The following is a 24,025-nucleotide window of genomic DNA, read 5'->3' as shown; positions in this document are numbered from 1 at the left end:
CGCCAGTGGCGGGCCGTTCGGCATTCTGTCTCAACCAGAGAGATGCACCCGGAGGTGCTGTGCGCCCGGAGGGATTCGAACCCCCAACCTTCTGATCCGTAGTCAGATGCTCTATCCGTTGAGCTACGGGCGCAGTCCTGCGGCGATGATCTCCGCGAGCGGCGATCAGGCCGGGACACAGACTACATGCTGCGGGGCCGCCCCGCGAATCCACGCCGTCGACCGCCCGCCGCGCCCCTCCCGCTGTCCGGCGGGGCCCGGCCGACGGCCGCCCCGACGCCCGCTCATTAGTCTTGATCGACCCGAACCGCGAGGAGCGACCCTTGGCATCCTGGACCGATCACGTCGTCTGGTGGCACGTCTACCCGCTCGGCTTCACGGGCGCGCCGCAGACCCGCGACGACCTCGCCGGACCCGACGGCGGATCCCCCGCGCGTCCCGATGCGCCGCCCGCCCACCGCATCGACCGCCTGCGCGCCTGGCTCCCGTACCTCGTCGACCTCGGCGCCAACGGCCTGCTGCTCGGCCCGGTCTTCGACTCGGAGACCCACGGATACGACACGCGCGACCACATGACGCTCGACCCGCGCCTCGGCGACGACGCCGACCTCGACGCCCTCCTCGCCGACGCCACCGCGCGCGGCGTGAGGGTGCTCCTCGACGGCGTCTTCAACCACGTCGGCCGCAGCCATCCGCGCTTCGCGCAGGCGCTCGCCGACGGCCCCGGATCCGAGGCCGCGTCCTGGTTCCGCTGGGACGACGCCGGCGAGCCCGTCGGCTTCGAGGGCCACGGCGCGCTCGTCACGCTCGACCACGACTCGGAGGCCGTGCGCGCGCACGTCGCCGAGGTGATGATCCACTGGCTCGACCGCGGCATCTCCGGCTGGCGCCTCGACGCCGCCTACGCCGTCCCCGCGTCGTTCTGGGCCGCGGTCCTCCCCCGCGTCCGCGAGCGGCACCCCGACGCGTGGTTCGTCGGAGAGATGATCCACGGCGACTACGTCGGCTACCAGGCGGAGTCGACCATCGACTCGATCACCGCCTACGAGCTGTGGAAGTCCATCCGCAACTCCATCGCGGAGGGGAACCTGTTCGAGCTCGACTGGACGCTCACCCGGCACGCGGAGCTGCTGCCGTCCTTCACGCCGCAGACCTTCATCGGCAACCACGACGTGACGCGCATCGCGTCGGCGGTGGATCCGCGCCACCTCGGCCACGCGATCGCCCTCCTGCTGCTCCTCCCCGGCATCCCCTCGATCTACGCGGGCGACGAGCGGGGCCTCACCGGGGTGAAGGAGGACCGCGCGGGCGGCGACGACGCCGTGCGCCCCGAATACCCGGCCTCGCCCGACGACCTGCACGACGACGAGCACGCCGTCCGGATCCGCAGCCTGCACCAGGAGCTCGTCGGCCTCCGCCGGCGGCACGCCTGGCTGGTCGACGCGCGGATGGAGACGTCCGGCCTCACCAACACCGCGCTCACCATCACCCTGCGGCCGTCGGGCACGGGCACGGGCACGGCCGGCGGCGTGGCACCCGGCTCGCCGGACGCGCTGCGTCTCGTGCTCAACATCGGGGACGAGCCCGTGGAGATCGGGGGCTCGGCGGACGGTCGCGAGGCGGGCGACGTCGCCGGCGACGGACGCGTCCCCGGGCACTCCTGGGCGGTGCTGGCCGGCGCGTAGCCGGAGCAGGACCGCGAACCGCACCCGGTCGGGTCAGATGGCGCGGTGCGGCCAGCCGTAGACCTCGGCGAGGAGCGCGGCCCGGGCGGCGTGCGCCGCCGCCTCCTCCTGCGCCTCGGCGTCCGGGTCCTCGTCCGCGGGGGCGAAGTGCCCGTCCGCGATCTCCGGCTCGTCGTCGTCGAACGGCCGGTGCGTGAGCGGCCACTCGACGGCTGTCAGCGGAGGCCAGACCGAGGGGTCGGTGACGTCCGCCTCCCGTTCCCGCGGCTCGTCGTCCGCATCCGCGTCGCAGGCCTCGGCGCCGATGAGCTGCTCGTCGGACGCATCCGGCTCCACCGCGCGCAGCCCCTTCCCGTCGCCGTACGGCGCGAAGAGGAACTGCGAGAAGTGGCGGGTCACGGCGTCAGGCTAGTAGTCCACGGCTCCCAGGAACGATCCGATGGCGGGGTTGTGGAAGGCTGCCCACTACCTGTTCGCGGACGCCCTCCGATCAGTCCCCCGAGCGTCCCGGCTGCCCCAGCGGGACGGCCTCCGGACGCCCCACGGTGCTCCGGATCTCGCCCGTCGCGCCGGGGTCGAGGATCGCGTCCATGACCTCGAGCACGTGGAACGCGAGCTCGCCGGACGCGCGGTGAGGGACCCCGCGACGGATCGCGTCGGCCATCTCCGCGAGGCCGCAGCCGCGGCCCGCGTCGACGAAGCCGGCGCTCGGCTCGACGTCCGTCCACTCGCGGTCGGCGGACGTCGCGACCTGCACGGGCCCGGAGAAGTGGTTCGGGTCGGGCACCGAGAGCGTGCCGGCGGTGCCGTACACCTCGATGTTCGGGATCCGCGTGGCCCAGACGTCGAAGCTCATCGTGACGGTCGAGACCGCGCCCGACGCGTGCGTGAGCACGGCGCTCACGTGGGTGTCGACGGTCACGGGGATCTCGCGCGAATCCGGGTCGGAGGCGGCCGACCGTACGCGGTCGGAGCGCAACGACGCACCCTGCACGCGCGTGATCGGTCCGAGCAGCGTCACGAGCGCCGTCAGGTAGTACGGCCCCATGTCGAAGAGCGGGCCAGCGCCCGGCTGGTAGTAGAAGGCCGGGGCGGGGTGCCAGAGCTCGTGCCCGGGCGCACCCCAGAAGGCGTTCGCGGCGACGGGCTTCCCGATCGTGCCCGCGTCGAGCACGGCGCGGGCCGTCTGGATCCCGGTGCCCAGCACGGTGTCGGGCGCGGATCCGACGCGCAGGCCCTTCTCCTCGGCGAGCCGGAGGATCGGCTCGGCCTCCGCGGGGCTGAGCGCGAGCGGCTTCTCGCCGTACACGTGCTTGCCCGCCTCGAGCACGCGGAGGTCGACCTCGGCGTGGGCGGCGGGGATCGTGAGGTTCAGCACCGTGTCGATGCGGGGGTCTGCGATGAGGTCGTCTACGCTCAGCGCGTCCACACCCTGCGCCTCGGCCACCGTGCGCGCGCGGTCGAGGTCGAGGTCGGCGACGGCGACGAGCCGCACGCCCGGCAGGGTCTCGAACGCGGCGAAGTACTGCTCGCTGATCTTCCCGACCCCGATGATCCCGAGGGTCATGGCGTCCTCGTCGTGCGTCAACGTGCTGCCCACAGGAGGCCCCTCTCGATGATGGTGCGGACGTTCGGGTCCTCGACGACCTCGATGCGGTGGCCGGGGGCGGAGACGAAGATGCGGCCCTCGCCCCACTGGCGGGTCCAGATGGCGGGCGCGGTCACCGGCCGGTGCCACGGATCCCACGGACGCACGGTCTGCGTCGTGGTGGCGAGCACATCGTTGTACTCGTCGCTGAGGACCCAGTACTGCTCGGTGACGAGGTCGAAGTCCGCGATGCCCTGCGTGATCTCGTGGGTGCGCCCGAGCTCGGTCATCTCGACCGTGTAGGGGATGTAGTTGTCGGACTGCTCGCCCGTGCGCTCGGCCGGGTCCTTGCCCGCGTGGTGGGCGAACTGGCCACCGATCATGTGCAGGTAGTCGGCCGTGTTGCGGTACGAGTCGGCGATGCCGCCGTGCCAGCCGGCCATGCCGGTGCCCGCGACGACGGCGGCGTACAGGCCGGCCATCTCCTCGGGCTCGATCGTGGTCATGGTGTTGGCCTGCACGATGAGGTCGGTGTCCGCCATGACGTCGGCGTCGGCGTAGACGGCCGAGCCCTCCTCGACGCGGACCTCGAATCCGTTCGCCTCGAGGAACGGGATGAACAGGCCCGTGGTCTCCACGGGCATGTGTCCGTCCCAGCCGCCGCGGACGACGAGCGCCTTCCGGTCGGCGGTCACGAGCGGGCCGTGCGGGTCGGGCGACCGCGGTGCGGGCGGCTGGTCGGGCGGGGGATCTGCGACACGGGCGACTCCTTCGTCGGGCGCGTCGGGTGGATGCGGCGCGCGCCTCGAACGCTACGCACCCCTGGTCGGGCGGGGCAAGGAGGGCGCCGTCGATCGGAAAGGTTTCACTCGGGCGACGACACCGCGTCGGCCACCGTGGGCGCGGCAGTGCTCGCACGGACCACGAGCGCCGTCGCGAGGTCGAGCCGGGTGGGCTCCTCGCTCCGGCCCTCGCGGATCCGGAGCACCATGCGCGCCGCGGCCTCCGCCATCTCGCGCACGGGCTGCCGGATGGTGCTCAGCGCCGGCGACACGATGCGGGCGAACGGGAGGTCGTCGTAGCCGAGCACGGACAGGTCGTCGGGGATCCGGATACCGCGCTCGCGCGCGGCTTCGTACAGCCCGAGCGCCTGCTCGTCGTTGCCCGCGAAGATCGCTGTCGGCCGCTCGGCACGGTCGAGCAGCTCGCCGCCCGCGCGCTGCCCGGCGGTCCGCCCGAAGTCGCCCTCGACCTCGACGAGCGACACGTCCGATCCGGCCGCCTCGAGGGCGCTGCGGAATCCCGACATGCGCGCCCGCGAGTAGAGCCGGTGCGGCGGGCCGCTGATCGCGCCGATCCGCCGGTGCCCGAGCCCCAGCAGGTGCTCCCCCGCGGCGTGCCCGCCCTCCCAGTTGGTGGATCCGACGGCCGGCACGTCCGCGGCCGGCGACCCCGCGGGGTCCACCACCACGAACGGGATGCCGCGGCTGCGCAGCTGCCGCTTCTGGGCGGGCGCGAGGTCGGAGAACACGAGCACGAGGCCCATCGGCCGGCGCTGCATGACGCCCGCCATCCAGTCGCTGCCGAGCGCGGTGTCGCGTCCCTGCTCCGTGACGATGACGCTCAGGGAGTGCTCGCGCGCGACGGCGGAGACGCCGCGCAGCAGGTCGACGGAGAACCCGGTGTCGACGACCTCCAGCACGATCTCGATCAGCGCGCCGTGCGGCCGCTCGGCCCCGCGCCTGCTGTAGCCGTGCAGCTCCATGAGCTCCTCGACGCGCGCGCGGGTGGCGGGCGAGATGCCCTTGCGCCCGTTGAGGACCTTGCTGACGGTGCCGATCGACACGTTCGCCTCGCGCGCGATGAGGCCGAGGGTGGTGCCGGAGCCGTGCTCGGGGGCCGGCAGCCGCGTCGTGTCGGGAAAGGTGTCGCTCATGGGGGTGATGCTAGGCCGACGCGAGGGCGGCGACCGGGCGCGCCCATGCCGCCGACGGGTCGCGCCCGCCGACCGGTCGACGGTCAGCGCCGCGTCGCGCGCCGCATCCGGCCGACGACGAGGGCCGCGACGACGGCCGCCACGGGGAGGGCGACGAACACGACCAGCCCCCCCAGTGGACGCCGGTCCGACCGCCCTCGTGGAAGCCGACGAAGAGCGGAAGACCGGAGAGACCGGCGGCCGCGGTGGTCCCGTCGGGTGCCGCATGGCCCGCCTCGGTCGCGGTCACGAGGCAGGCGACGGCGACGGACACGCAGACGACCGCGACGGCCGGGCGATGACGGCCCCTCGCCCCGGTACGCGACGACGAGCGCCTGATGGACAGGCATCGCCACCGGATTCGATCGGGTGCGCGGGTGAGGATCTCGACGCGAGGTCCGCCGAGGAGGCGGGATGGCGGAGACGGTGGGATTTGAACCCACGGTACCCATACGGGTACTCCACCTTAGCAGGGTGGTGCACTAGGCCGAACTATGCGACGTCTCCAGACGTACGCGTCCACTGTACCGGACGCGGCGGCCTGGTCACATCCCCGCCCACCTGGGCGCGGGCCCGAACGGGGGGTGCGGTGCGGTTGTCCCCCATTCGACGGACACGTAGTGTCTGTGACGACGCGTGTGCCGGACCCGACCGGCTTACCCCCCGCGTGTCGATGTGTCAGCCCAGAGATGTCCCGCTCGCCCACGTGGCCGCGGTCCCGGATCCCCCGAACCGGCGCCGCTCACCCTCACGCACGCGACGACGTCGCGAGCCCCCCGTGGGCGAGAACACGAGATTCTCGTCCGGCGGAGGATTCGGGTCGAAAGCTGAACGAGATAGACGGGTCCTCGCTGCATAGGGTGTGCGGCGGGGCCCCGTCGCCCTCCTCGGGCGCGCGGCGCTCCCCGGCCGGCCGCCCGATCGGGCTCACCCCTTGAAGCCCTTCGAGCAGGTGACCGTCCCCGCATCCGTGCCCGTCACGGCGTCGGGCAGCACCGTGGGCGCGGACGTGGCCGGCTGGGATCCGCCTCCCGCCGCGGGAGCGCTCGCCGACGGCGCAGGGGTCGACGCGGCGGGCTGCTCCGCGACCGCGCCGAGGCCGGTGTTGCCGGCCTTCACCTCGAACGGGGCGTCCGTCTTGAGCAGCTGCATCAGCTGGTCGCCGTCCGTCTTCAGCGGCTGGACCTTGCCGGCGTAGACGCCGGTGCCCGCCGTGGTGCCGGGGTACTGCAGGAAGTGCACCTGGTCGAGCGGGATGTCCTTGAGAGCCAGCGCCATGGACGCCATGGTCTGATAGTCGAGCGAGGTGGAGCGCTGCATGTTGTCCACCGCCGCCTTGGCCAGGCCGTAGACGCGCGTGGGATCCGACAGCGTGCTCGACTGCTTCATGGTGCGCACGAGCGCCGAGAGGAAGACCTGCTGGTTGCTGATGCGGGCCAGGTCGCTGCCGTCGCCGACCGCGTGGCGGGTGCGGAGGAACTGCAGCGCCTGCTTGCCCTGCAACGGCGTCACGCCCGCGGGGAGATCGAGGTCGGTGCGCTTGTCCTTGAGCGGGCTCGCGAGGCACACGGGCACGCCGCCGACCGCGTTGGACATCTCGATGACGCCGTTGAACTCGATGAGCGCCGCGTAGGGGATGTCGAGCCCGGTGAACTGCGCGACGGTCTTCGCGACGCACGGCAGGCCGCCGTCGGAGAGCGCCGTGTTGAGCGGCGCGGCCGACTGGGCGGGCGCGGTGCCGGATCCATCGCTGCGCGCGCACGCGGGGATGGGCACGACCATGTCGCGCGGCAGGCTGACCACGCTGGCCTGCGAGTGGTCGGCGGAGACGTGCAGCACCATGTTGACGTCGTTGAGAGCGCCGTCGGTCTTGCCGTAGCCGTCGCCCTGGCCCTGGCGGGTGTCGGATCCCGCGAGGAGCACGTTGAAGCCGCCGTCGAGCGCGCCGACGCCGACCGTGGTCTGCTCGGTGCCGTCGCTGATGTCGACGGTGTTCGCCTGGACGGACCTGTTCAGGTCCCAGGCCGCGATGGTGACGACGGAGAGACCGCTGACGAGCAGGACCGCGACGCCCATGGCGACGCCCTTGGCGACCGTGCGCGCCGCGCTCGGCCGCCCGAGCCGTCCGTGGCGGGCGATGACGGGAGTCGTGGCGGTTCGCCGGGGGCGCAGGGGCGCGTCGCTCATGCGGATCCTCTCCGGGCGGAGGGCGTGGGATTCGAACCCACGAGACATCTCTGCCCACCAGTTTTCAAGACTGGCTCCATCGGCCGCTCGGACAGCCCTCCCGATGCGCGCTCCCGCGTGGCGGGCGACGTGCGATCGAACAGGATCCTACCGGTGGCCGGTCGGCCCGCGGTGGTGCGGCCGGGTGACCGCGCGGGATGCGCCACTCTCGCACGCGCGGGATCAGAAGCGGCTGAAATCTCCCCATGGGGGAATCGGACGCCGCCGGGTGTCAGAGGCGGGCGAGGACCGCCGCGGCGCCGTTCTCGGCGATGGGACCCGTGACCTCGGTCGCGACCGCGATGACCTCGGCGGGCGCCTGGCCCATCGCGATGCCGCGGCCGTGCTCGCCGGCCCACTCGAGCATCTCGATGTCGTTGCGCCCGTCGCCCATGGCGATCACGTGCGTGCGGGCGATGTCGTGCAGCTCGCGCACGCGCTCCATCGCCGTGGCCTTGTTCACGCCGTCCGGCGCGATGTCGAGCCAGGCGGTCCAGCCGATGGAGTAGCTCACGCGGTGGAGGCCCATGCGCTCGACGACGTCCTGGAAGTCCTCCAGGTCGTGGCCGGGCGAGATGACGACGACGCGCGTCGCGGGCACGTGCAGCAGCTCCTCGAACTCGACGTGGCGTCCGTTGGCCTCGAGCGCGCCGTCCGGGAAGTCCCCGCCGGAGTACAGGTAGACGCCCTCCTCGTCCTCGACGGCGTAGCGGCCGCTCGCGAGGTGCGGGCGGATCCGCTGCAGCACGTCGGCGGGGTCGAAGGTCTCGACGATGCGGCGGCTGTACCCGGTGGGGGCGTCCGCGTCGCGCTCGAGCACGATCGCGCCGTTGGAGCACACCATGTACCGCGGGTGGATCCCAAGGCGGTCGACGATCGGCAGGGTGTCGGCGACCGAGCGGCCGGTGGAGGGCATGACCAGGTGGCCGATCTCCTCCATCCGCCGCACCTCGCGGATGACAGACTCGTCGAGCGAGCCGTCCTCGCCGAGGAGGGTGCCGTCGATGTCGAGGGCGATGAGGAGGCGGTCGGCGTCGGGCACCCGCGGGGTCATCGGGCCGCCTTCGCCGCGGCGGGCTCCAGCACCTCGAGGCCGCCGAGGTACGGGCGCAGCGCCTCGGGCACGCGCACGGATCCGTCGGCCTGCTGGTGGGTCTCGAGGATCGCGACGATCCAGCGCGTGGTCGCCAGCGTGCCGTTGAGCGTGGCGACGGGCGAGGTGCGGCCGTCCTCGCCGCGGAAGCGCGTGCCGAGGCGACGCGCCTGGAAGGTGGTGCAGTTCGAGGTGGAGGTGAGCTCGCGGTAGGCGCCCTGGGTGGGGATCCACGCCTCGACGTCGTACTTGCGGGCGGCGCTGGATCCCAGGTCGCCCGCCGCCGTGTCGATGACGCGGTAGGAGAGGCCGAGGTCCTGCATCATGCGCTCCTGCATGGCGAGGAGGCGCTCGTGCTCCGCCTCGGCGTCGGCCGGGTCGACGTACGAGAACATCTCGAGCTTCTGGAACTGGTGCACGCGGATGATGCCGCGGGTGTCCTTGCCGTAGGAGCCCGCCTCCTTGCGGTAGCAGGTCGACCAGCCGGCGTAGCGGATCGGGCCCGCGGCCAGATCGAGGATCTCGTCGGCGTGGTACCCGGCGAGCGCCACCTCGCTCGTGCCCGTGAGGTAGAGGTCGTCGTCGTCGAGGTGGTAGACCTCGTCGGCGTGGGCGCCGAGGAAGCCGGTGCCGGCCATGATCTCGGGCTTCACGAGCGTGGGCGTGATGAGCGGCACGAGGCCGGCCTCGAGCGCGCGGGCGAGGCCGAAGTTCATCAGGGCGATCTCGAGGCGGGCCCCGACGCCCTTCAGGAAGTGGAAGCGGGCGCCGGAGACCTTGGCGCCGCGGCCCATGTCGATGGCGTCGAGGATCTCGCCGATCTCCAGGTGGTCGCGGGGCTCGAAGTCGAACGACGCCTTCTCGCCGACCTCGCGGAGGAGCGCCCAGTCGTCCTCGCCGCCGGCGGGGACGCCTTCGATGACGATGTTGGGGATCCGCCGCATGACCTCGTCGAGCGCGGCCTCGGCCTCCTGCGCGCGCTCCTGCGCGGCGGTGACGCGGGCCTTGAGCTCCTGCACCTCCGCGATGAGGCGCGGCTTGTCGGCCTTGTCGGCCTTCGCGACGAGCTTGCCGTGCGCGTTCTGCTCGGCGCGCAGGCCCTCGAACTCGGTGACCGCCCGGCGGCGCTCGGAGTCCGCGGCGACCGCCTGGTCGACCACCTCCACGGAGGCTCCGCGCAGCTCCTGCGAGGCGATGACGAGGTCGGGATGGTCGCGGAGGGTCTGCGGATCGATCACCCCGTCACTCTAACGAAGCGGGTCGCGCGCGTCCGGGCGTGAGGCCCGCGTCGACGACGCGTCAGGCAGCGGTGCGTCAGGCGCCGGCGCCGGGCTCGGCCGAGACGATGCCGCGCAGCCAGTCGCGCGCCTCGAGGAAGACGTCGTCCTCGTACCGCGCGCGGTAGGTGCTGGGAGTGCCGTCGGCCCGCGGGTAGGAGCCGAGGAAGGTGACGCGCGGGCTGAAGCGGCGGATCCCGAGCAGGGCGTCGGCCACGCGCTCGTCGTGCACGTGCCCCTCGGCGTCGATGACGAAGCGGTAGCGCCCGAGCTCGTCGCCGATGGGCCGCGACTGGATGAGCGCGAGGTTCACCCCGCGGGTCGCGAACTGCTCGAGGAGGTCGAGCAGGGATCCTGCGCGGTCGTCCGGGAGCTCGACGATGAGGCTCGTCTTGTCGGCGCCGGTGCGCGGCGGCAGCGTGGTCGCGCGGCCGACGAGCACGAAGCGCGTGACGGCGTTCGGGTTGTCTCCGATGCCGCGGGCGACGGCCTCGAGCGGGTGGCTCTCCGTGATCTGCGGGGGCGCGATGGCGGCGTCCGCGATGCCATCCTCCAGCAGCGACAGGGCCGCGGCGACGTTCGAGGAGGCGGGCACGTGCCCGTGCGTGGGCAGCTCGCGCTCGAGGAACCGGCGGCACTGGCCGTAGGCGACCGGATGCGCGGCGATGGTGCGCACGTCGGCGAGCGCCGTGCCCGGCCGCACCACGAGGTCGAAGGACACCGGCACGAGGTGCTCGCTGAGGATCCGGAGGCCGGGGATGTTCGCGAGCGCGTCCTGCGTGGCCGTCACCCCGCCCTCGATCGAGTTCTCGATGGCGATCATGGCGGCGACCGAGGTGCCGGACACGACGTCGGCGAGCGCCTCCGAGGCGTTGTTCACCGCACGCCACGTGCGCCCGCGGGCCGCCTCCACCTGCTTGAGCGCTGCCTCCGTGAAGGTGCCCGACGGCCCGAGGTAGCTGTACGTCTCGTCGGGTCGTGGGGTCTCGGCCATGCCTGCACCCTAGATGGGAATCGGCCGGTGCCGGTGCCAGGATGGACCCATGCATGACCGCGCAGGCACCGCCGCCCTCCCGTCCGACCTCATCGACATCGACGAGCTGATCCGGGCGTACCACGAGCTCCACCCCGACGTGGAGGACCCGGAGCAGAAGGTGGCGTTCGGCACGAGCGGCCACCGCGGCAGCTCGCTGAAGACCGCGTTCAACGAGGACCACATCCTCGCGATCACGCAGGCGATCGTGGAGTACCGGGCCGAGCAGGGCATCACCGGTCCCCTCTTCATCGGCCGCGACACCCACGGGCTCTCGAAGCCCGCCGAGGACACCGCGCTCGAGGTGCTCGTCGCCAACGGCGTCCGTGTGCTCGCCGACTCCCGCGACTCCTGGTGCCCCACGCCCGCCCTCTCGCACGCGATCCTCCGCTGGAACCGCGACGACGCCCACGGGGAGGACGACGTGGCCGACGGCATCGTCGTGACCCCCAGCCACAACCCGCCCGCGGACGGCGGCTTCAAGTACAACCCGCCGCACGGCGGCCCCGCGGACTCCGACGCCACCGGCTGGATCGCGGCGCGCGCCAACGCGATCATCGCGGCCGGCCTCGTCGACGTGAAGCGCGTCCCGCTCGAGGAGGCGCGCGCGCGGGTCGAGGGCTACGACTTCCTCGGCCACTACGTGGACGACCTCGGCTCCATCATCGACATGGCGGCCATCCGGAAGGCGGGCGTCCGCATCGGCGCCGACCCGCTCGGCGGCGCCTCGGTCGAGTACTGGGCCGCGATCGGCGAGCGCCACGGCCTCGACCTCGAGGTCGTGAACCCCGAGGTGGATCCCGCCTGGTCGTTCATGACGCTCGACTGGGACGGGAAGATCCGCATGGACCCGTCGTCCTCCTCCGCCATGGCGAGCGTGCTGGCGCGCAAGGACGACTTCGACATCCTCACGGGCAACGACGCCGACGCCGACCGCCACGGCATCGTCACTCCCGACGCCGGGCTCATGAACCCGAACCACTACCTCGCGGTCGCGATCGACTACCTCTACGCGCACCGCCCGAACTGGCGCGCGGACGCCGCGATCGGCAAGACGCTCGTGTCCTCGAGCGTGATCGACCGGGTCGCCGAGTCGCTCGGCCGCCGCCTCTGGGAGGTGCCGGTGGGCTTCAAGTGGTTCGTGCCCGGCCTCATCGACGGATCCGTGGGCTTCGGCGGCGAGGAGTCCGCCGGCGCGAGCTTCCTCCGCATGGACGGCACGGTCTGGACCACGGACAAGGACGGGATCCTGCTGGCGCTCCTCGCCGCGGAGATCCTCGCGGTCACGGGGAAGACCCCGAGCGTCCTCTACCGCGAGCTCACCGAGCGCTTCGGCGACCCGGTGTACGAGCGCGTCGACGCCGCCGCGACCAAGGCGCAGAAGGCGACGCTCGGGAAGCTCGACGGCGACGCGATCACGGCCACCGAGGTCGCCGGCGACCCGATCACCGCCAAGCTCAGCAGCGCGCCCGGCAACGGCGCTGCCGTCGGCGGCGTCAAGGTCGTCACCGAGAACGCCTGGTTCGCGGCGCGCCCGAGCGGCACCGAGGACGTCTACAAGATCTACGCCGAGTCGTTCGTGGGCATCGACCACCTGCACGCGGTGCAGGCGGAGGCCAAGCGGATCGTGGACGCGGCGCTCGACGCGTGACAGGAGGTCTCGGATCCGGTCACGCCCTGGGCGCGTTCGCATCCGAGGTGCTTACGCTGGGTGCATGCGCCATTCCGGGGATGTGGACGCGTTCGTGTGGGACGAGCCGTCGATGCACACCGCCGACGTTCCGGTCGGCGCGGCCCCGGTCGTCTCCCGTGACGTGCGCCTCCCCGACGGGCAGGCGCGCCGCCGCGTCATCGCCCTCGCGGGCCTGCTCGCCGTCGTGGTCGCGGGCATGGCGGTCACCCACAGCGACGGCCGCGGGCTCTGGCCCGACATCTTCTACGCCGCGGCCTTCCACCTCGCGCTGATCGCGGTCCTGCCGCGCGTCGACACCGTCGTGCACGGCGCCGCCGTGCTCGTGTGGTGCACGGGGATCGAGCTGCTGCAGATCACCGGCTGGCCCGCGCTCTGGGCGCTGCACGTGCCGCTGTGCCGCCTGCTGCTCGGCACCGGATACGACCCCGTCGACCTCGCGGCCTACGCGCTCGGCGTGCTGCTGGTGCTCCTGGTCGACCGCCTGCTGCGCGCGGGCCGCGGCCTCGGGGACGTGGGCTAGGCCACGCTCCAGAAGTGGACCTCGGCGCCCGGGTGCTCCGTGGTGATGGTCGCGTCGAGGTCGCGGTAGTCGTTGTCGAGGTTGTGGCCGACCATCTTCACGACGTTCCCGCCGTCCTTCGGCTCGATGGCCGAGACGATCTGCGTGTGGTCGGGCGAGGAGTTGCGGTTCCAGTCGAAGATGACGATGTCGCCGACCTTCAGCTGGTCGCGGTCGGCGAGCTCGAGGCGCTTCACGCCGAGCGTGGACGCGTTGGCCGCGAGCCACTTGTCGAAGGTGGGCACGTGGATCCACGCGTACGTCCAGTCGGACCCGCCGCCGCGGTTGTGCCACTCGTTCGTCATCTGCCATCCGCGCTGGATGAGCGACTGGCTCACGAAGTTGACGCAGTCGCCGCCGGAGGGGTTGAAGTTCCCGTACTCCTCGAGGTTGTAGGCGTCCCAGTGGGCGAGCGCGTACTGGAGCTGCTTGTCGACGGGCGTCTGCGCGGCGTACGCGGCGGTCGCCGTGGTGAGCGGGGCGTCTCCGGCCATGACCTGGATGTCGGCGGAGCGGTCCTCGTAGTCGGTCGAGCGGGGCGCCACGACCGTGACGGTCCCGTCGCCCGCGACCTGCAGGTCGGTGCCCGCAGTGCCCGCGAACATGACCGCGGTGGCGCCGGAGAGGCCGGCGCCCGTGAGCGTGACGGTCTGGCCGCCCGACACCGAGAGCGTCGCAGGCTCGACGGAGGAGACGGCGGGCGAGGATCCGGACGCGGCGGGCTGACCGTCGGCGCCGGCCCCGAGGGTCGCGCGCGGTGCCGGCTCCTGGCGCGTGCAGGCGGCGAGGACGGCGGTCACGGGGACCGCGAGCGCGGCGGCGAGGATGCTGCGGCGGCGGATGTCGGCGATCACGTGCTGCCTCCGGGTACGGGGATGCGCCCGGGATGCCGGACCCCCTCAGGGTAACCCCGGCCCCTGCGGATCGACTCCGCGCGACACCGCGCCTAGTGTGGCGGGATGAGCGTCGACGTGACCCACGACCCCGACAGCTCGCGCTACACGCTGTGGCTCGACGGCGAGCGCGCGGGCTTCGCGGACTACCTGATCCAGGGCGACCGCATCGTCTTCACCCACACGGAGGTCGACCCCGCGAAGCGGCGCGGCGGCCTCGGCGGGGAGCTGGTGCGGGCGGCGCTCGACGACGTGCGCGGCGGATCCCGGACGGTCGTGGCCGCGTGCCCGTTCGTCGCGGAGTGGATCGACGAGCATCCCGACTACCGGGAGCTGCTCGAGCGGGGCTGAGCGGGAGCGCTCGCGAGGCGCACGCCTGCGCCTCGCGAGTCCGCTCCCCCCGACGGGTCTCCCCCCGTCGGCCGCGGTCGCGAGCGGAGCCCCCTGAAGAGGTTCGGGCGGACCGCGGTCGCCGCTCGGCCCCGCGGGGCCGCAAGGACGACGAGGTGACTCTAGGCGTGCGGATCCGGGTGGGCGCCGGGCCCGTCGCCGGGCGGACAGGCCCGACATGGAGCGGACATCCGGGCTTCGCCAGGCGGACAGTCCCCTGTTCAGGGGACGCGCGTCAGCCACTCCGGCGTCGAGAACTTGTCCTCCACGAGCTGGCGGGTCTTCGCCCACTCCTCGGGCGTGACCTCGCCGGGCTTCCCGCCGTAGAGGCCCGTGAAGGTGGCCTTCATGCGGTCGATGATCTCGGCGCGGCTCATGCCGGTCTGGCTGCGCAGCGGATCCACGCGCTTGGCGGCACTCGTGATGCCCTTGTCGCTGATCTTCTCGCGGCCGATGCGGAGCACCTGCACCATCTTCTCGCCGTCCATGTCGTAGCTCATGGTGACGTGGTGCAGCACGGCGCCCGCACCCAGGCGCTTCTGCGCGGCGCCGCCGATCTTGCCGGTGGGGCTCGTGATGTCGTTGAGCGGCTGGTATGACGCGTCGATGCCCAGCGAGCGGAGCGCGGTGATGACCCACTCGTCGAGGTAGGCGTAGGAGTCCGCGAAGGTCATGCCCTGCACGAGGTCGACGGGCGCGTAGATCGAGTAGGTGATGACCGCGCCGGCCTCCATGTACATGGCGCCTCCGCCCGAGACGCGGCGCACGACGTCGAAGCCGTGGGCCGCGGCCTGCTCGGCGTCGACCTCGTTGCGGAGCGACTGGAAGCTGCCGATCACGACGGCCGGCTGCTCCCACTCCCAGATGCGCAGCGTGGGGTTCCGGCGACCGGCGCCGACCTCCTCGGCGAGCACCTGGTCGAGCGCCATCTGCTCGACGGGCCGGTAGGCGCGGTCGTGGATGACCTCCCACTCGTAGTCGCCCCAGTTCGTGGCGCGGGCGAGCGAGCGTCGGATCGCCACGGCGACGGCCTCGGGCGAGAAGCCGAGGAGCACGGCCTGCGGCGGGAGCGCGCGACGGATGGCGGCGGCGATCGCGTTGGCGTCGCTGTCCTCCGGGAGTCCGTTCACCGCGCCGTCGATGGCCTCGAGCGCGTCGTCCGGCTCGAGGAAGAAGTCGCCCGCCAGGCGGAAGCCGGAGATGCGCCCGTCGGTCACGTCCAGGTCGACCACGACGAGCTTGCCGCCGGGGACCTTGTACTCACCATGCATCCACCCAGCCTAGGCCGCGCCATCGGCCGCGCACGGATCCCGGATCACCGCCGCCTGTGGCGATGTGGGACGGTGGAGCGTGCGCATCACCTGGGCTGCCATCCGCCTCCTCACCGCCCTGACCGTGCTGGTCGCCGTCGCGAGCCAGTACGTCGTGAGCTCCTCGTACTGGCGGAGCATCGGGGTCGAGGGCATCTGGGGCAAGACGGTCGACTTCCTCATGTACTTCACGATCGAGTCGAACCTGCTGGCGGCCGCCGTGATGGCGGTCGGCGCGGTGCGGCTGCTGGGGCGGGCGCCCGCGCCCGGACGCGGCTGGACGACGCTCCGGCTGGCGGCGACCACGTACATGGTCACGACCGGCATCGTCTACAACCTGCTGCTGCGCGGCCTGCCGACGATCCCCGGCGGCAACCTCCCGTGGTCGAACGAGGTGCTGCACGTGGCCGTGCCGCTGCTCGTGCTCGCCGACTGGCTGCTCGCGCCCGACCGCCGGGCGCTCGGCTACGGCGCGGTCGGCCGCGTCGTGGTCTTCCCGCTCGTGTGGGTCGCCGTCACGCTCGCGCGCGGGCCGTTCACGGGCAACCAGGTGACGGGGGCGGCGACGTACTACCCGTACCCCTTCCTGGATCCCGCGACGGGCGGCGGCGGATACGGGACGGTCGCGGTCTGGGTGCTCGTCATCGCGGCGCTGATCTGCGGACTGACGCTCCTCCTGACGTGGGCCGGCCGTCGCGCGCCCCGCGCTCCTGCGGCCTGATCGGGCCCTCCCCAGCCGGTCGTCGTTCGAACATGCGTTCGAACATCCGGGCTAAGCTCGCGGCATGAGCATCGCATTCCAGGCCTCCCTCTTCGACGACCTCCAGGCGGATCCCGGCCTCGGCGCGCTCGGCGCGGAGGTCGAGCGGCTAGACCTGGGGCAGGGTGCGTGGCTCGACATCCGGCCCGGCTGGGTCAGCGACTCCGACGCGCTGTTCGAGCGCCTCGTGGAGGACGTGGAGTGGACCGCGGACACGCGGCTCATGCACGGCCGCACCGTGGAGGTGCCGCGCCTCCTGTCGTGGTTCGGCCCGCGCGCGCCCCTGCCCGCGCCCGTGCTCGTCGAGGCGCGCGACGCGCTGAACGAGCACTACGGCCGCCCGCCCGGGCAGGTGCTCGAGACCGCGGGGCTGTGCTTCTACCGCACGGGCAACGACAGCGTCGCGTGGCACGGCGACCGCGTGGGGCGCGCCATCGACCGCGACACCATGGTCGCCATCGTCTCGGTGGGCGCGGCGCGCACGCTGTCGCTGCGGCCGAAGGGCGGCGGCGAGGTGCGGCGGTTCCCGCTCGGGCACGGCGACCTCGTCGTCATGGGCGGCAGCGCGCAGCGCACGCACGAGCACGCCATCCTCAAGACGCAGAAGGCCGTCGGGCCGCGCATCAGCATCCAGTTCCGGCCGGTCTGGCCCGCCTGACGCGCGAGGCCCGAGCCGCTCCACCCCCGGTTCAGGGGGGCTCCCCGGGCGATGACCGGAGGTGACGCGCCGTTCCCCCTCGGCGCGCATGCTCGCCGACGACAGCGATGCCCCGTCGCCGCCCTCCCCGCGACGCATCTCCGCACCACGCTCGCCGCACCACCCTCTCCGCCGCATCCCTCCCCGTCACGTGCCCGGGACGCGTCGCCCGCACCGTGATCCCGTCCGCGCGCCCGCCGTCACGCGACCGCGCGTGGAAGGAGGACATCGCCCCGTGAGCACCTCCCACCCCGACCAGCGCCCCGACGACCACGCCGGGGAGCACCGGCACCGACGCCGCCCCTGGATCCCCCGCACCCCTACCGCGGCGGGATCCGCCCCGGCGTGAGCCGCCGCACCCTCCTCACGAGCGGCGCCGCCGGCCGCGTCGAGTAGCCGCGTCGCCCGCGCTCCGGGGAGCGCGGGCGACGCCCCTGCCTGTTCAGGGATCGTTCCCACCCGCGTCACGCCAGGTGACGCGCTGTTCCGACGGCGGCCGCATACTCGCGCCTGGCACGGCGTCGTCCCCGCGCGATCCGCACCTGGTCGTCATCCCCGGTCGTGCCGGCGCCCGGGCGGTACCGCCATCCCCGGCGCCCGGGATCCGCACCGCCACGCTCCATCGAACCCGCATCCCCCGCCGCGCCCGGGCCCTCCCCGAGCGTCGGGTCACCGCCTGCGCGCGACGCCAGGCACGACAGGAAGAAGGACAGCCACCGTGAGCACCTCCAAGCCCGAAGGGCACGCCCCGGACGTCGACCTCGCGGCCGGCGTCGACGCCGCGCCCCCGCTCGACCCCTCGCGCCAGTACCGCGGCGCCGTCCGCCCCGGCATCAGCCGCCGCACGGTCCTGATGGGCGGCGCGGCCGCGATCATGGCGGGCGTCGCCGCGGGATCCGCCGCCGGCTCCGGCACCGCGAGCGCCACCGCCGCGACCGCCGCCGCGCGCCGGAACCTCACCCGCTCGATCGAGGACGTGGAGCACGTCGTGATCCTCATGCAGGAGAACCGCTCGTTCGACCACTACTTCGGCACGCTGCCGGGCGTCCGCGGCTTCAGCGACAAGCAGGCCGTGGAGTACCCCGGCGGCGGGTCGGTGTTCGCCCAGCCCGACTCGAGCCGTCCCGACGGCGGGCACATGCTGCCCTTCCCGCTCGACTCGTCCCGCTTCAACGCGCAGGGCGCCGGCGGCCTCGACCACTCCTGGAAGGGCGGGCACCAGGCCTGGAACAAGGGCGCGTGGGACAACTGGGTCGTCGCGAAGAGCGAGCAGACCATGGGCTACTTCACGAAGGACGACCTCCCCTTCCACCACGCCCTGGCCTCAGCGTTCACGATCGCCGACCACTACCACTGCTCGCTCATCGGCCCGACGACCCCGAACCGCCTGTTCCAGTGGACCGGCACGATCGACGCCCGCGGGAAGGCCGGCGGCCCCGCCATCGACAACCCCGACGACTATGCGCCCGTCTTCGCGTGGACGACGTACCCCGAGCGCCTCCGGGAGGCAGGGGTCACGTGGAAGACGTACGCCAACGACGAGGTCGGCGACGACGGCACGCACCCCTACGTGGGCGACTACGGCGACAACCCGCTGTGGCTGTTCCACCAGTACCACGAGGCGCTCGCGTCCTCGGATCCCCGGACTCGTCAGCTCGCGCTCGACGGCGGCCTGCACGACGGGTGGAAGCCGGACTCGGGCAAGGGCCTCGACGTCACGCACCTGCTCGAGGAGTTCGGGAAGGACGCCGCGGCGAACACGCTGCCGGCCGTGTCGTACGTCGTGGCCCCGTACGGGTGGAGCGAGCATCCCAAGGCCAGCCCGGACTACGGCGCGCACTACACGAACGCCGTGATCCAGGCGCTCATGAGCAACCCGGACACGTGGGCGAGCACCGTGCTGCTGCTGAACTACGACGAGAACGACGGCTACTTCGACCACCAGCTGCCGCCGCTCGCCGAGCCCGGGACGGCCGACGAGTACGTCGACGGCCTGCCCGTCGGCTACGGCACGCGCGTCCCGATGACGGTCGTCTCGCCGTGGAGCCGCGGCGGCTGGGTCGACTCGCAGGTGTTCGACCACACCTCCGTGATCCGGTTCCTCGAGACGTGGACGGGCGTGCACGAGCCGAACATCTCCGCCTGGCGCCGCGCGATCTCCGGCGACCTCACCTCGTGCTTCGACTTCGCGCACCCGGACTTCTCCATCCCGTCCGCCGACGAGGTGCTGCCGATGAGCGCGACGCAGGCACTCGTCGCGGCCGCCGACGCCGACATGGCGAAGCCGCCCGTGCAGGAGCCCGCCGTGGGCGCGCAGCGGATGCCCGAGCAGGAGGCGGGCAGCATGCGCCACCGCCCGCTCCCCTACCGGCAGGACGCCGACGTGGCCGTCGACCGCGCGAGCGGCCGAGTGACGCTGACGATGCGCAACCAGGGCAAGCAGGGCGTCTCGCACCAGGTGTTCCCCAACATCGCGCTGCCGTTCGCATCGACGCCCTTCACCGTGGCGCCGCGCAGGAAGGCGGCCTACACGTGGGAGAGCTCGGCGCACGAGGGCGCGTACGACTTCAGCCTCTACGGGCCCGACCGGTTCCTGCGCCGCTTCGCCGGCACCGTGATCGCGGCGGGGACGACCGACGTGCCCGTCCCGCGGGTCTCGGCCGAGACGATCCCCGGCGGCAAGGGCGTGCTGCGGCTCACGCTCGCGAACGACGGGACGCCCTCGGTGCACTACACGCTGACGGCCAACGACTTCATCACGCGCGAGCGCCACGAGACGGTGAAGCCCGGACGCAGCACGACGGTGAACTGGCCGGTGGACGAGTGGGGCTACTACGACGTGGTGGTCACCGACGGGGCCGGGTTCCGGTACCGGTACGCGGGTCGCGTGGAGTAGCGGCTCCGATCGGACGACGACCCCGGCCGGCCCCGTGGGGGTCCGGCCGGCGTCGTCGTGCGCGGGGCGGGTCAGGCGCGGGCGCGGCTGTCCTCCGCGGTGGCGGCGTCAGCGTCCTTCGGGCCGCGCGCCGAGCCGTCGAGCGCCTCGGAGGCGTCCGGGCGCCCGGCCTCCACGAGCTCCAGGTCGAGTGGCCGGGCGGCGCGCACGACGGCGTCCGCGTCGTCGATCCCGATGCCGACCAGGAGCGGGATCCAGAGGCTGCGCAGGCGCTCCGCGGAGTCGGGCTCGGCCAGCCGCGGTGAGCGGTAGGAGAGCACGCCGAAGGTCGCGCTCAGCAGGATGTCGACGACGGCGTCGAGATCGGGGGCGCGGATGTCCCGGACCGCGAGCTCCGCCTCCAGGTGCTTCCGGGTGAACCCCCACACGTCGAAGCGGCGCTCGACGGCGAGGCCGAGCCGGGGCATGTCCTGCAGGAGCCGGATGGCACCCGCGGCGACGGGGCAGACCTCCACGGTGCTGGCACCCGTGAGGAGGAAGACGATGAGCTCGTGCAGCGACCCCGGCCGGTCGAGCGCCGCCTCGATGCGGAGCCAGCGGTCCTCCTGGGCCTCGACCACCGCGCCCGCGAGGCTCTCCTTGGATGCGAAGAGGTGGTACCCGATGGCGGACTTGGGCTTGCCCATCGCCTCGGCCACGCGCGAGAACGACGTGCCCTCGTAGCCGTGGGCCGCGAACTGCGCGCCCGCCGCCTCCATGATCTCGCGCCGTGCCCGGGACACCGCCGCCTGCCGCTGGTTCATGTCGCTCCTGTTCCTTCCCCGTCCGGGAGTCGAGGAAGACTACCCGTCCCGATCGACGGGAGTCCCACGCCGGGATGAACGGACGGAGCGGCGGCCATGTCGGGAGGCCTTCGTCAGACGAGCGACTGACGGACATGCGTCGTTCATGCGGAGGTACCCGTTCGACCCCGGAACGGGGGCATCGCGCCCCTACCGTGCTCGCGGGGCGATGGTCGCCCCTCGATACGGAAGGCCAGTCATGTCCCTCGCATCACCCACGGTCCCGGCCCCCTCCCGCCGCTCCGTCCGCCTGCTCGCGGCCGCCGCGACCGTCACCGCGGTCGCCCTCTTCGGGATGGGCGCCGGCGACGCCGCCCAGGCCGCCCCCGCCCACCTCGACCAGTCGGTCGTGGCGTCCTCCCTCCTCAACGGCACGTTCGAGCACGACGTGAAGAGCGGCAAGATCACCGCCGACCAGCTCGCCACCGTCGCGACCGAAGGCACCGTCGTCGCCGGCCAGCACATCCCCGCGTGGGCCGCGAAGGGCGAGAGCCACGCGCAGGCCGCCGCCGAGATCCGCGCGGAGATCCAGAACACCGCCTCCTCCCACGCGAACGCGGTGGAGAACGCGGCGATCCAGCAGACGCTCGACTCGAAGGACGGCCGAGCGGTCACCAAGGCGGACGTCGTCGCGCAGGGCAGCGCGGGCACCATCACCGAATCGAAGTGGTTCTGGAGCAACCACGAGTGGCACATCCCCGGCTACATCATCAAGACGGCCATCACGGTGGGCGTGGCCGTCTACATCGGCACCATGTGCATCACGCTCGACCTGAGCAAGCTCTCCTGCCTCGCGCTGGGCGTCGTCGTGGGCGGCCTCGGCGAGTTCATCAAGAGCTGGACCTGCGGCCAGGGCTACTACTTCGACTTCCCGAAGGTCTGGAAGTCGCACTGCGGCGGATGACACCCGATCCGGTCTCCTGACCGGGACGGGGCGGCGGGCTGGATCTCCAGCCCGCCGCCTCGTCGCATGCCGACGAGGCCGCCCACCCTCCACAGGTGGTGAGAACCGTTCTCATTCAGGGATAGCATCCGCACGCGCCCTCGCGCACTCCCCCCTGAATCGAATACGGATCCCGCATGCCCTCACACCCCTCGTCCCTCCCACCCGTCGAGGCCCGAGGGCCCGCCGCGCGCCCGCCGACGGAGGGCCGGATCCGCGCCCTCGTCCGGCGCCCGTCGTCGCGCGCGCGATCCGTCGCCCTCGGCACGGGCGCCGTCGCCCTCGTCGCCGTCGCGGCGCTCGTCGCGAGCGCGCTCGCGGGCACCGGATCCGAGTCCGCCACCGCCGGCGGCGACCCGACCGCCGCGCGCGTCGCCGCCGGGCTCCGCGCGATCGACGGGTCTGCCCCGTCGTGGCCCGCCGGCACCTCCGCCGTCCGGGTCGGCGACGCACCCGCGGACGCGACGGTCGCGCTCACGGTGCTGCTGGATCCGGCCCGCCCCGACGCCGCGCCGGCCGTCGCCGCCTGGCTGCGCGACAGCGGCCTCGACGTGGGCGACGCGCGCGACGATGTGTCCGCGCTGCCCGTCTCCGGCACGCTGGCGCTCGCGTCGCACGCATTCGACACCGGGTTCGCCCGGTTCCGCGTCGCCGGCCGGGAGGTCGTCGCCCCGGAGCGGACCCTCGCCGTGCCCGCCGCCCTGGACGCCGTGCGCGGCGTCGCCGGCACCGTGCAGGGCGACGTGCTCATGCCGTCGGACACGGAGCCGGACGCGGCGCAGGCGGGCGATGCGCGGGCCGCCGGCGATGCGCAGGCGCCCGACGCCACGGACCCCGTCCCCGCGCCGATCCCCGGGCAGGCGACCGGCGGATCCCCCGCCTCCTCCGCCGACGACGGCACGTGCGCGGCCTGGTGGGGCCAGCGCCTCACCGACGCGTGGCCTGCGTCCGTCGACGTGGCCCACCGCTCGAACTCGCTGTGCGGCTACGGCCCGGCGCAGCTGCGGCGCGTCGACGACGTGCCCGCCGAGGACCGCGGAGCAGGCGCCACCATCGCGATCGTCGCCGCCTACGACGACCCGGACACCCGGGCGGACACCGACACCTACTCCCGCGCGGTCGGCGAACCCGCCTTCACGGCCGGCCAGTACCGCGACCACCCGTCCGCCTCGCCGCGCACCGGCATCTGCGGCGGACCCACCGCATGGACCGACGAGCAGCACCTCGACGTGCAGGCGGTCCACGCGATGGCGCCCGACGCGGCCGTCTCCTACTGGGGCGCGGACGACTGCACGAGCACGAGCCTCTACACGCGGATCCTCGACGCCGCCGAGGACGGGCCCGACGTGATCAGCCTGTCCTTCGGCGCGATGGAGGGCCTCGACACGGCGGACGACCGCGAGCTGCTGAACCGCGTGCTCGTGGAGGCGGCGTCACGCGACGTGTCGGTCTTCGCGTCCACGGGCAACGACGGCGACTACAGCGGCGTCGGCGACCACGGCGGGAACGCGACCGTGGCGTCGCCCGCGTCGAGCCCGTACGTCACCGCGGTCGGCGCGACGAGCACCGGCCTCGCCCAGGACGGATCCATCGCCGTCGAGGCGGGCTGGGAGACCGAGACGCGCTTCGCGCGCAACGGCGCGCTGATCCCGCCGGGCTTCGCGTTCGGCGCGGGCGGCGGTCAGTCCGCGGAGTACGCGCGCCCCACCTGGCAGGCTGACCGGCTCGCGGTCGCGGGCACCGGGCGGCTGCTGCCGGACGTGGCGTCGCTCGGGGATCCGGACACGGGCTTCATCACGTACGGCCCGCACAAGGGCAGCACCCGGTACGCGGCGCACGGCGGCACGAGCCTCGCGACGCCGATGGTCGCGTCCATGGTCGCGATCTCCAAGGCCGTCACCGGCCGGCGCTTCGGGCTCGCGAGCCCCGCGCTCTACGCGCTGATGGGCACGGGCGCGCTGCGCGACGTGCAGCCCGCCTCCGCCGCGACGTGGTCCCCGAAGGGCCCGTCGGCAGGAGCGCTGTGGCCCGAGACGCTCTTCCTCTGGGACACGGGGAGGCAGGGGCTCCGCTCCGGCCCCGGCTGGGACGACGTGACCGGGGCCGGCGTGCCCGCGGGCCGAGCGTTCATCGAGGGCCTCGGCGCGGAGGCGGGACGATGAGCC

The 24,025-nt window shown here is 73.1% G+C and carries 20 protein-coding genes and 3 tRNA genes; 9 read left to right on the top strand and 14 right to left on the bottom strand.

The window, feature by feature from the left end:
* Nucleotides 1-60: 60 nt before the first annotated feature.
* Nucleotides 61-133: transfer RNA gene (locus FGD68_RS04725), tRNA-Arg, on the bottom strand.
* A 190-nt stretch (nucleotides 134-323) separates the two neighbouring features.
* Between FGD68_RS04725 and FGD68_RS04720 the strand changes: the two genes are divergently transcribed.
* Nucleotides 324-1,685: an alpha-amylase family protein gene (locus FGD68_RS04720; protein ID WP_119372307.1), complete on the top strand. Its 1,362-nt coding sequence runs from the start codon at nucleotides 324-326 to the stop codon at nucleotides 1,683-1,685.
* A gap of 33 nt (nucleotides 1,686-1,718) precedes the next feature.
* Here the strand turns inward: FGD68_RS04720 and FGD68_RS04715 are convergent, their stop codons facing one another.
* From FGD68_RS04715 to pheA, 10 genes are all read right to left on the bottom strand, one after another.
* Nucleotides 1,719-2,084, bottom strand: a complete 366-nt coding sequence (locus FGD68_RS04715) for a hypothetical protein (RefSeq protein WP_119372306.1) — start codon at nucleotides 2,082-2,084, stop codon at nucleotides 1,719-1,721.
* A gap of 91 nt (nucleotides 2,085-2,175) precedes the next feature.
* Nucleotides 2,176-3,252, bottom strand: a complete 1,077-nt coding sequence (locus FGD68_RS04710; protein ID WP_119372305.1) for a Gfo/Idh/MocA family protein — start codon at nucleotides 3,250-3,252, stop codon at nucleotides 2,176-2,178.
* 17 nt (nucleotides 3,253-3,269) lie between these two features.
* A complete protein-coding gene (locus FGD68_RS04705) occupies nucleotides 3,270-3,968 on the bottom strand; it encodes a ThuA domain-containing protein (protein WP_119372304.1) in 699 nt (232 codons plus the stop codon).
* 170 nt (nucleotides 3,969-4,138) lie between these two features.
* Entirely contained in the window at nucleotides 4,139-5,209 is a 1,071-nt protein-coding gene (locus tag FGD68_RS04700) for a LacI family DNA-binding transcriptional regulator (RefSeq protein ID WP_104235676.1), read from the bottom strand.
* A gap of 454 nt (nucleotides 5,210-5,663) precedes the next feature.
* Nucleotides 5,664-5,755 (bottom strand) — tRNA-Ser (locus FGD68_RS04695).
* A gap of 420 nt (nucleotides 5,756-6,175) precedes the next feature.
* Nucleotides 6,176-7,435 carry an LCP family protein gene (locus FGD68_RS04690; protein WP_104235677.1) on the bottom strand — a complete coding sequence of 420 codons (1,260 nt, stop codon included), beginning with the start codon at nucleotides 7,433-7,435 and terminating at the stop codon, nucleotides 6,176-6,178.
* Between the two features lie 16 nt (nucleotides 7,436-7,451).
* Nucleotides 7,452-7,536 (bottom strand) — tRNA-Ser (locus FGD68_RS04685).
* Nucleotides 7,537-7,706: 170 nt separating this feature from the next.
* A complete protein-coding gene (locus FGD68_RS04680; RefSeq protein ID WP_104235678.1) occupies nucleotides 7,707-8,528 on the bottom strand; it encodes an HAD family hydrolase in 822 nt (273 codons plus the stop codon).
* Complete coding sequence (gene serS / locus FGD68_RS04675; RefSeq protein ID WP_119372303.1) at nucleotides 8,525-9,805, bottom strand: serine--tRNA ligase; 1,281 nt, start codon at nucleotides 9,803-9,805, stop codon at nucleotides 8,525-8,527. Before serS ends, FGD68_RS04680 begins: the two co-directional genes overlap by 4 nt.
* Nucleotides 9,806-9,881: 76 nt before the next feature.
* Entirely contained in the window at nucleotides 9,882-10,838 is a 957-nt protein-coding gene (pheA, locus tag FGD68_RS04670; protein WP_119372302.1) for a prephenate dehydratase, read from the bottom strand.
* Between the two features lie 49 nt (nucleotides 10,839-10,887).
* On the opposite strand from pheA, the gene pgm reads away from it, so the two are divergent.
* Both pgm and FGD68_RS04660 read left to right on the top strand, forming a co-directional pair.
* Nucleotides 10,888-12,528 (top strand): phosphoglucomutase (alpha-D-glucose-1,6-bisphosphate-dependent), encoded by a 1,641-nt coding sequence (gene pgm / locus FGD68_RS04665; RefSeq protein ID WP_119372301.1) that lies wholly within the window; start codon nucleotides 10,888-10,890, stop codon nucleotides 12,526-12,528.
* A 64-nt stretch (nucleotides 12,529-12,592) separates the two neighbouring features.
* A complete protein-coding gene (locus tag FGD68_RS04660; protein ID WP_182480872.1) occupies nucleotides 12,593-13,090 on the top strand; it encodes a ribosomal maturation YjgA family protein in 498 nt (165 codons plus the stop codon).
* On the opposite strand, the gene FGD68_RS04655 is transcribed toward FGD68_RS04660, so the two are convergent.
* A complete protein-coding gene (locus FGD68_RS04655) occupies nucleotides 13,087-13,983 on the bottom strand; it encodes an amidase domain-containing protein (RefSeq protein ID WP_104235682.1) in 897 nt (298 codons plus the stop codon). The two genes, FGD68_RS04660 and FGD68_RS04655, sit on opposite strands and share 4 nt — an antisense overlap.
* 105 nt (nucleotides 13,984-14,088) lie before the next feature.
* Between FGD68_RS04655 and FGD68_RS04650 the strand changes: the two genes are divergently transcribed.
* A complete protein-coding gene (locus tag FGD68_RS04650) occupies nucleotides 14,089-14,373 on the top strand; it encodes a GNAT family N-acetyltransferase (protein WP_104235683.1) in 285 nt (94 codons plus the stop codon).
* A 260-nt stretch (nucleotides 14,374-14,633) separates the two neighbouring features.
* On the opposite strand, the gene FGD68_RS04645 is transcribed toward FGD68_RS04650, so the two are convergent.
* Entirely contained in the window at nucleotides 14,634-15,683 is a 1,050-nt protein-coding gene (locus FGD68_RS04645) for a lipoate--protein ligase family protein (RefSeq protein WP_104235684.1), read from the bottom strand.
* A gap of 79 nt (nucleotides 15,684-15,762) precedes the next feature.
* On the opposite strand from FGD68_RS04645, the gene FGD68_RS04640 reads away from it, so the two are divergent.
* The 3 genes from FGD68_RS04640 (at nucleotide 15,763) to FGD68_RS04630 (ending at nucleotide 20,075) form a co-directional block, all read left to right on the top strand.
* Nucleotides 15,763-16,443, top strand: coding sequence for a Pr6Pr family membrane protein (locus tag FGD68_RS04640; protein WP_119372300.1), 681 nt, complete (start codon nucleotides 15,763-15,765; stop codon nucleotides 16,441-16,443).
* Nucleotides 16,444-16,507: 64 nt separating this feature from the next.
* A complete protein-coding gene (locus FGD68_RS04635; protein WP_119372299.1) occupies nucleotides 16,508-17,140 on the top strand; it encodes an alpha-ketoglutarate-dependent dioxygenase AlkB in 633 nt (210 codons plus the stop codon).
* Nucleotides 17,141-17,897: 757 nt separating this feature from the next.
* Nucleotides 17,898-20,075 carry a phosphocholine-specific phospholipase C gene (locus FGD68_RS04630; RefSeq protein WP_119372298.1) on the top strand — a complete coding sequence of 726 codons (2,178 nt, stop codon included), beginning with the start codon at nucleotides 17,898-17,900 and terminating at the stop codon, nucleotides 20,073-20,075.
* Nucleotides 20,076-20,146: 71 nt separating this feature from the next.
* On the opposite strand, the gene FGD68_RS04625 is transcribed toward FGD68_RS04630, so the two are convergent.
* Nucleotides 20,147-20,878 (bottom strand): helix-turn-helix domain-containing protein, encoded by a 732-nt coding sequence (locus FGD68_RS04625; RefSeq protein ID WP_119373803.1) that lies wholly within the window; start codon nucleotides 20,876-20,878, stop codon nucleotides 20,147-20,149.
* A gap of 238 nt (nucleotides 20,879-21,116) precedes the next feature.
* On the opposite strand from FGD68_RS04625, the gene FGD68_RS04620 reads away from it, so the two are divergent.
* Together FGD68_RS04620 and FGD68_RS04615 are read left to right on the top strand one after the other, a co-directional pair.
* Nucleotides 21,117-21,821 carry a polysaccharide deacetylase family protein gene (locus FGD68_RS04620; protein ID WP_119373804.1) on the top strand — a complete coding sequence of 235 codons (705 nt, stop codon included), beginning with the start codon at nucleotides 21,117-21,119 and terminating at the stop codon, nucleotides 21,819-21,821.
* A 176-nt stretch (nucleotides 21,822-21,997) separates the two neighbouring features.
* Nucleotides 21,998-24,022, top strand: coding sequence for a S53 family peptidase (locus FGD68_RS04615; protein WP_237609837.1), 2,025 nt, complete (start codon nucleotides 21,998-22,000; stop codon nucleotides 24,020-24,022).
* Nucleotides 24,023-24,025 lie beyond the last annotated feature (3 nt).

This window comes from Clavibacter californiensis, from assembly GCF_021952865.1.
Lineage (GTDB): Bacteria > Actinomycetota > Actinomycetes > Actinomycetales > Microbacteriaceae > Clavibacter > Clavibacter californiensis.
Note: the sequence above shows the minus strand (reverse complement) of the source record. Positions and strands in the feature narration are given on the sequence as shown.

Excerpts from the sequence above, each read along its gene's own strand:
- FGD68_RS04620 (WP_119373804.1), top strand. The coding sequence starts at position 21,117 with ATGTCCCTCGCATCACCCACGGTCCCGGCCCCCTCCCGCCGCTCCGTC.
- pgm (WP_119372301.1), top strand. The coding sequence starts at position 10,888 with ATGCATGACCGCGCAGGCACCGCCGCCCTCCCGTCCGACCTCATCGAC.
- FGD68_RS04680 (WP_104235678.1), bottom strand. The coding sequence starts at position 8,528 with ATGACCCCGCGGGTGCCCGACGCCGACCGCCTCCTCATCGCCCTCGAC.
- FGD68_RS04625 (WP_119373803.1), bottom strand. The coding sequence starts at position 20,878 with ATGAACCAGCGGCAGGCGGCGGTGTCCCGGGCACGGCGCGAGATCATG.
- FGD68_RS04700 (WP_104235676.1), bottom strand. The coding sequence starts at position 5,209 with ATGAGCGACACCTTTCCCGACACGACGCGGCTGCCGGCCCCCGAGCAC.
- FGD68_RS04635 (WP_119372299.1), top strand. The coding sequence starts at position 16,508 with ATGAGCATCGCATTCCAGGCCTCCCTCTTCGACGACCTCCAGGCGGAT.
- pheA (WP_119372302.1), bottom strand. The coding sequence starts at position 10,838 with ATGGCCGAGACCCCACGACCCGACGAGACGTACAGCTACCTCGGGCCG.
- FGD68_RS04650 (WP_104235683.1), top strand. The coding sequence starts at position 14,089 with ATGAGCGTCGACGTGACCCACGACCCCGACAGCTCGCGCTACACGCTG.
- FGD68_RS04615 (WP_237609837.1), top strand. The coding sequence starts at position 21,998 with ATGCCCTCACACCCCTCGTCCCTCCCACCCGTCGAGGCCCGAGGGCCC.
- FGD68_RS04690 (WP_104235677.1), bottom strand. The coding sequence starts at position 7,435 with ATGAGCGACGCGCCCCTGCGCCCCCGGCGAACCGCCACGACTCCCGTC.
- FGD68_RS04645 (WP_104235684.1), bottom strand. The coding sequence starts at position 15,683 with ATGCATGGTGAGTACAAGGTCCCCGGCGGCAAGCTCGTCGTGGTCGAC.
- FGD68_RS04660 (WP_182480872.1), top strand. The coding sequence starts at position 12,593 with ATGCGCCATTCCGGGGATGTGGACGCGTTCGTGTGGGACGAGCCGTCG.
- FGD68_RS04710 (WP_119372305.1), bottom strand. The coding sequence starts at position 3,252 with ATGACCCTCGGGATCATCGGGGTCGGGAAGATCAGCGAGCAGTACTTC.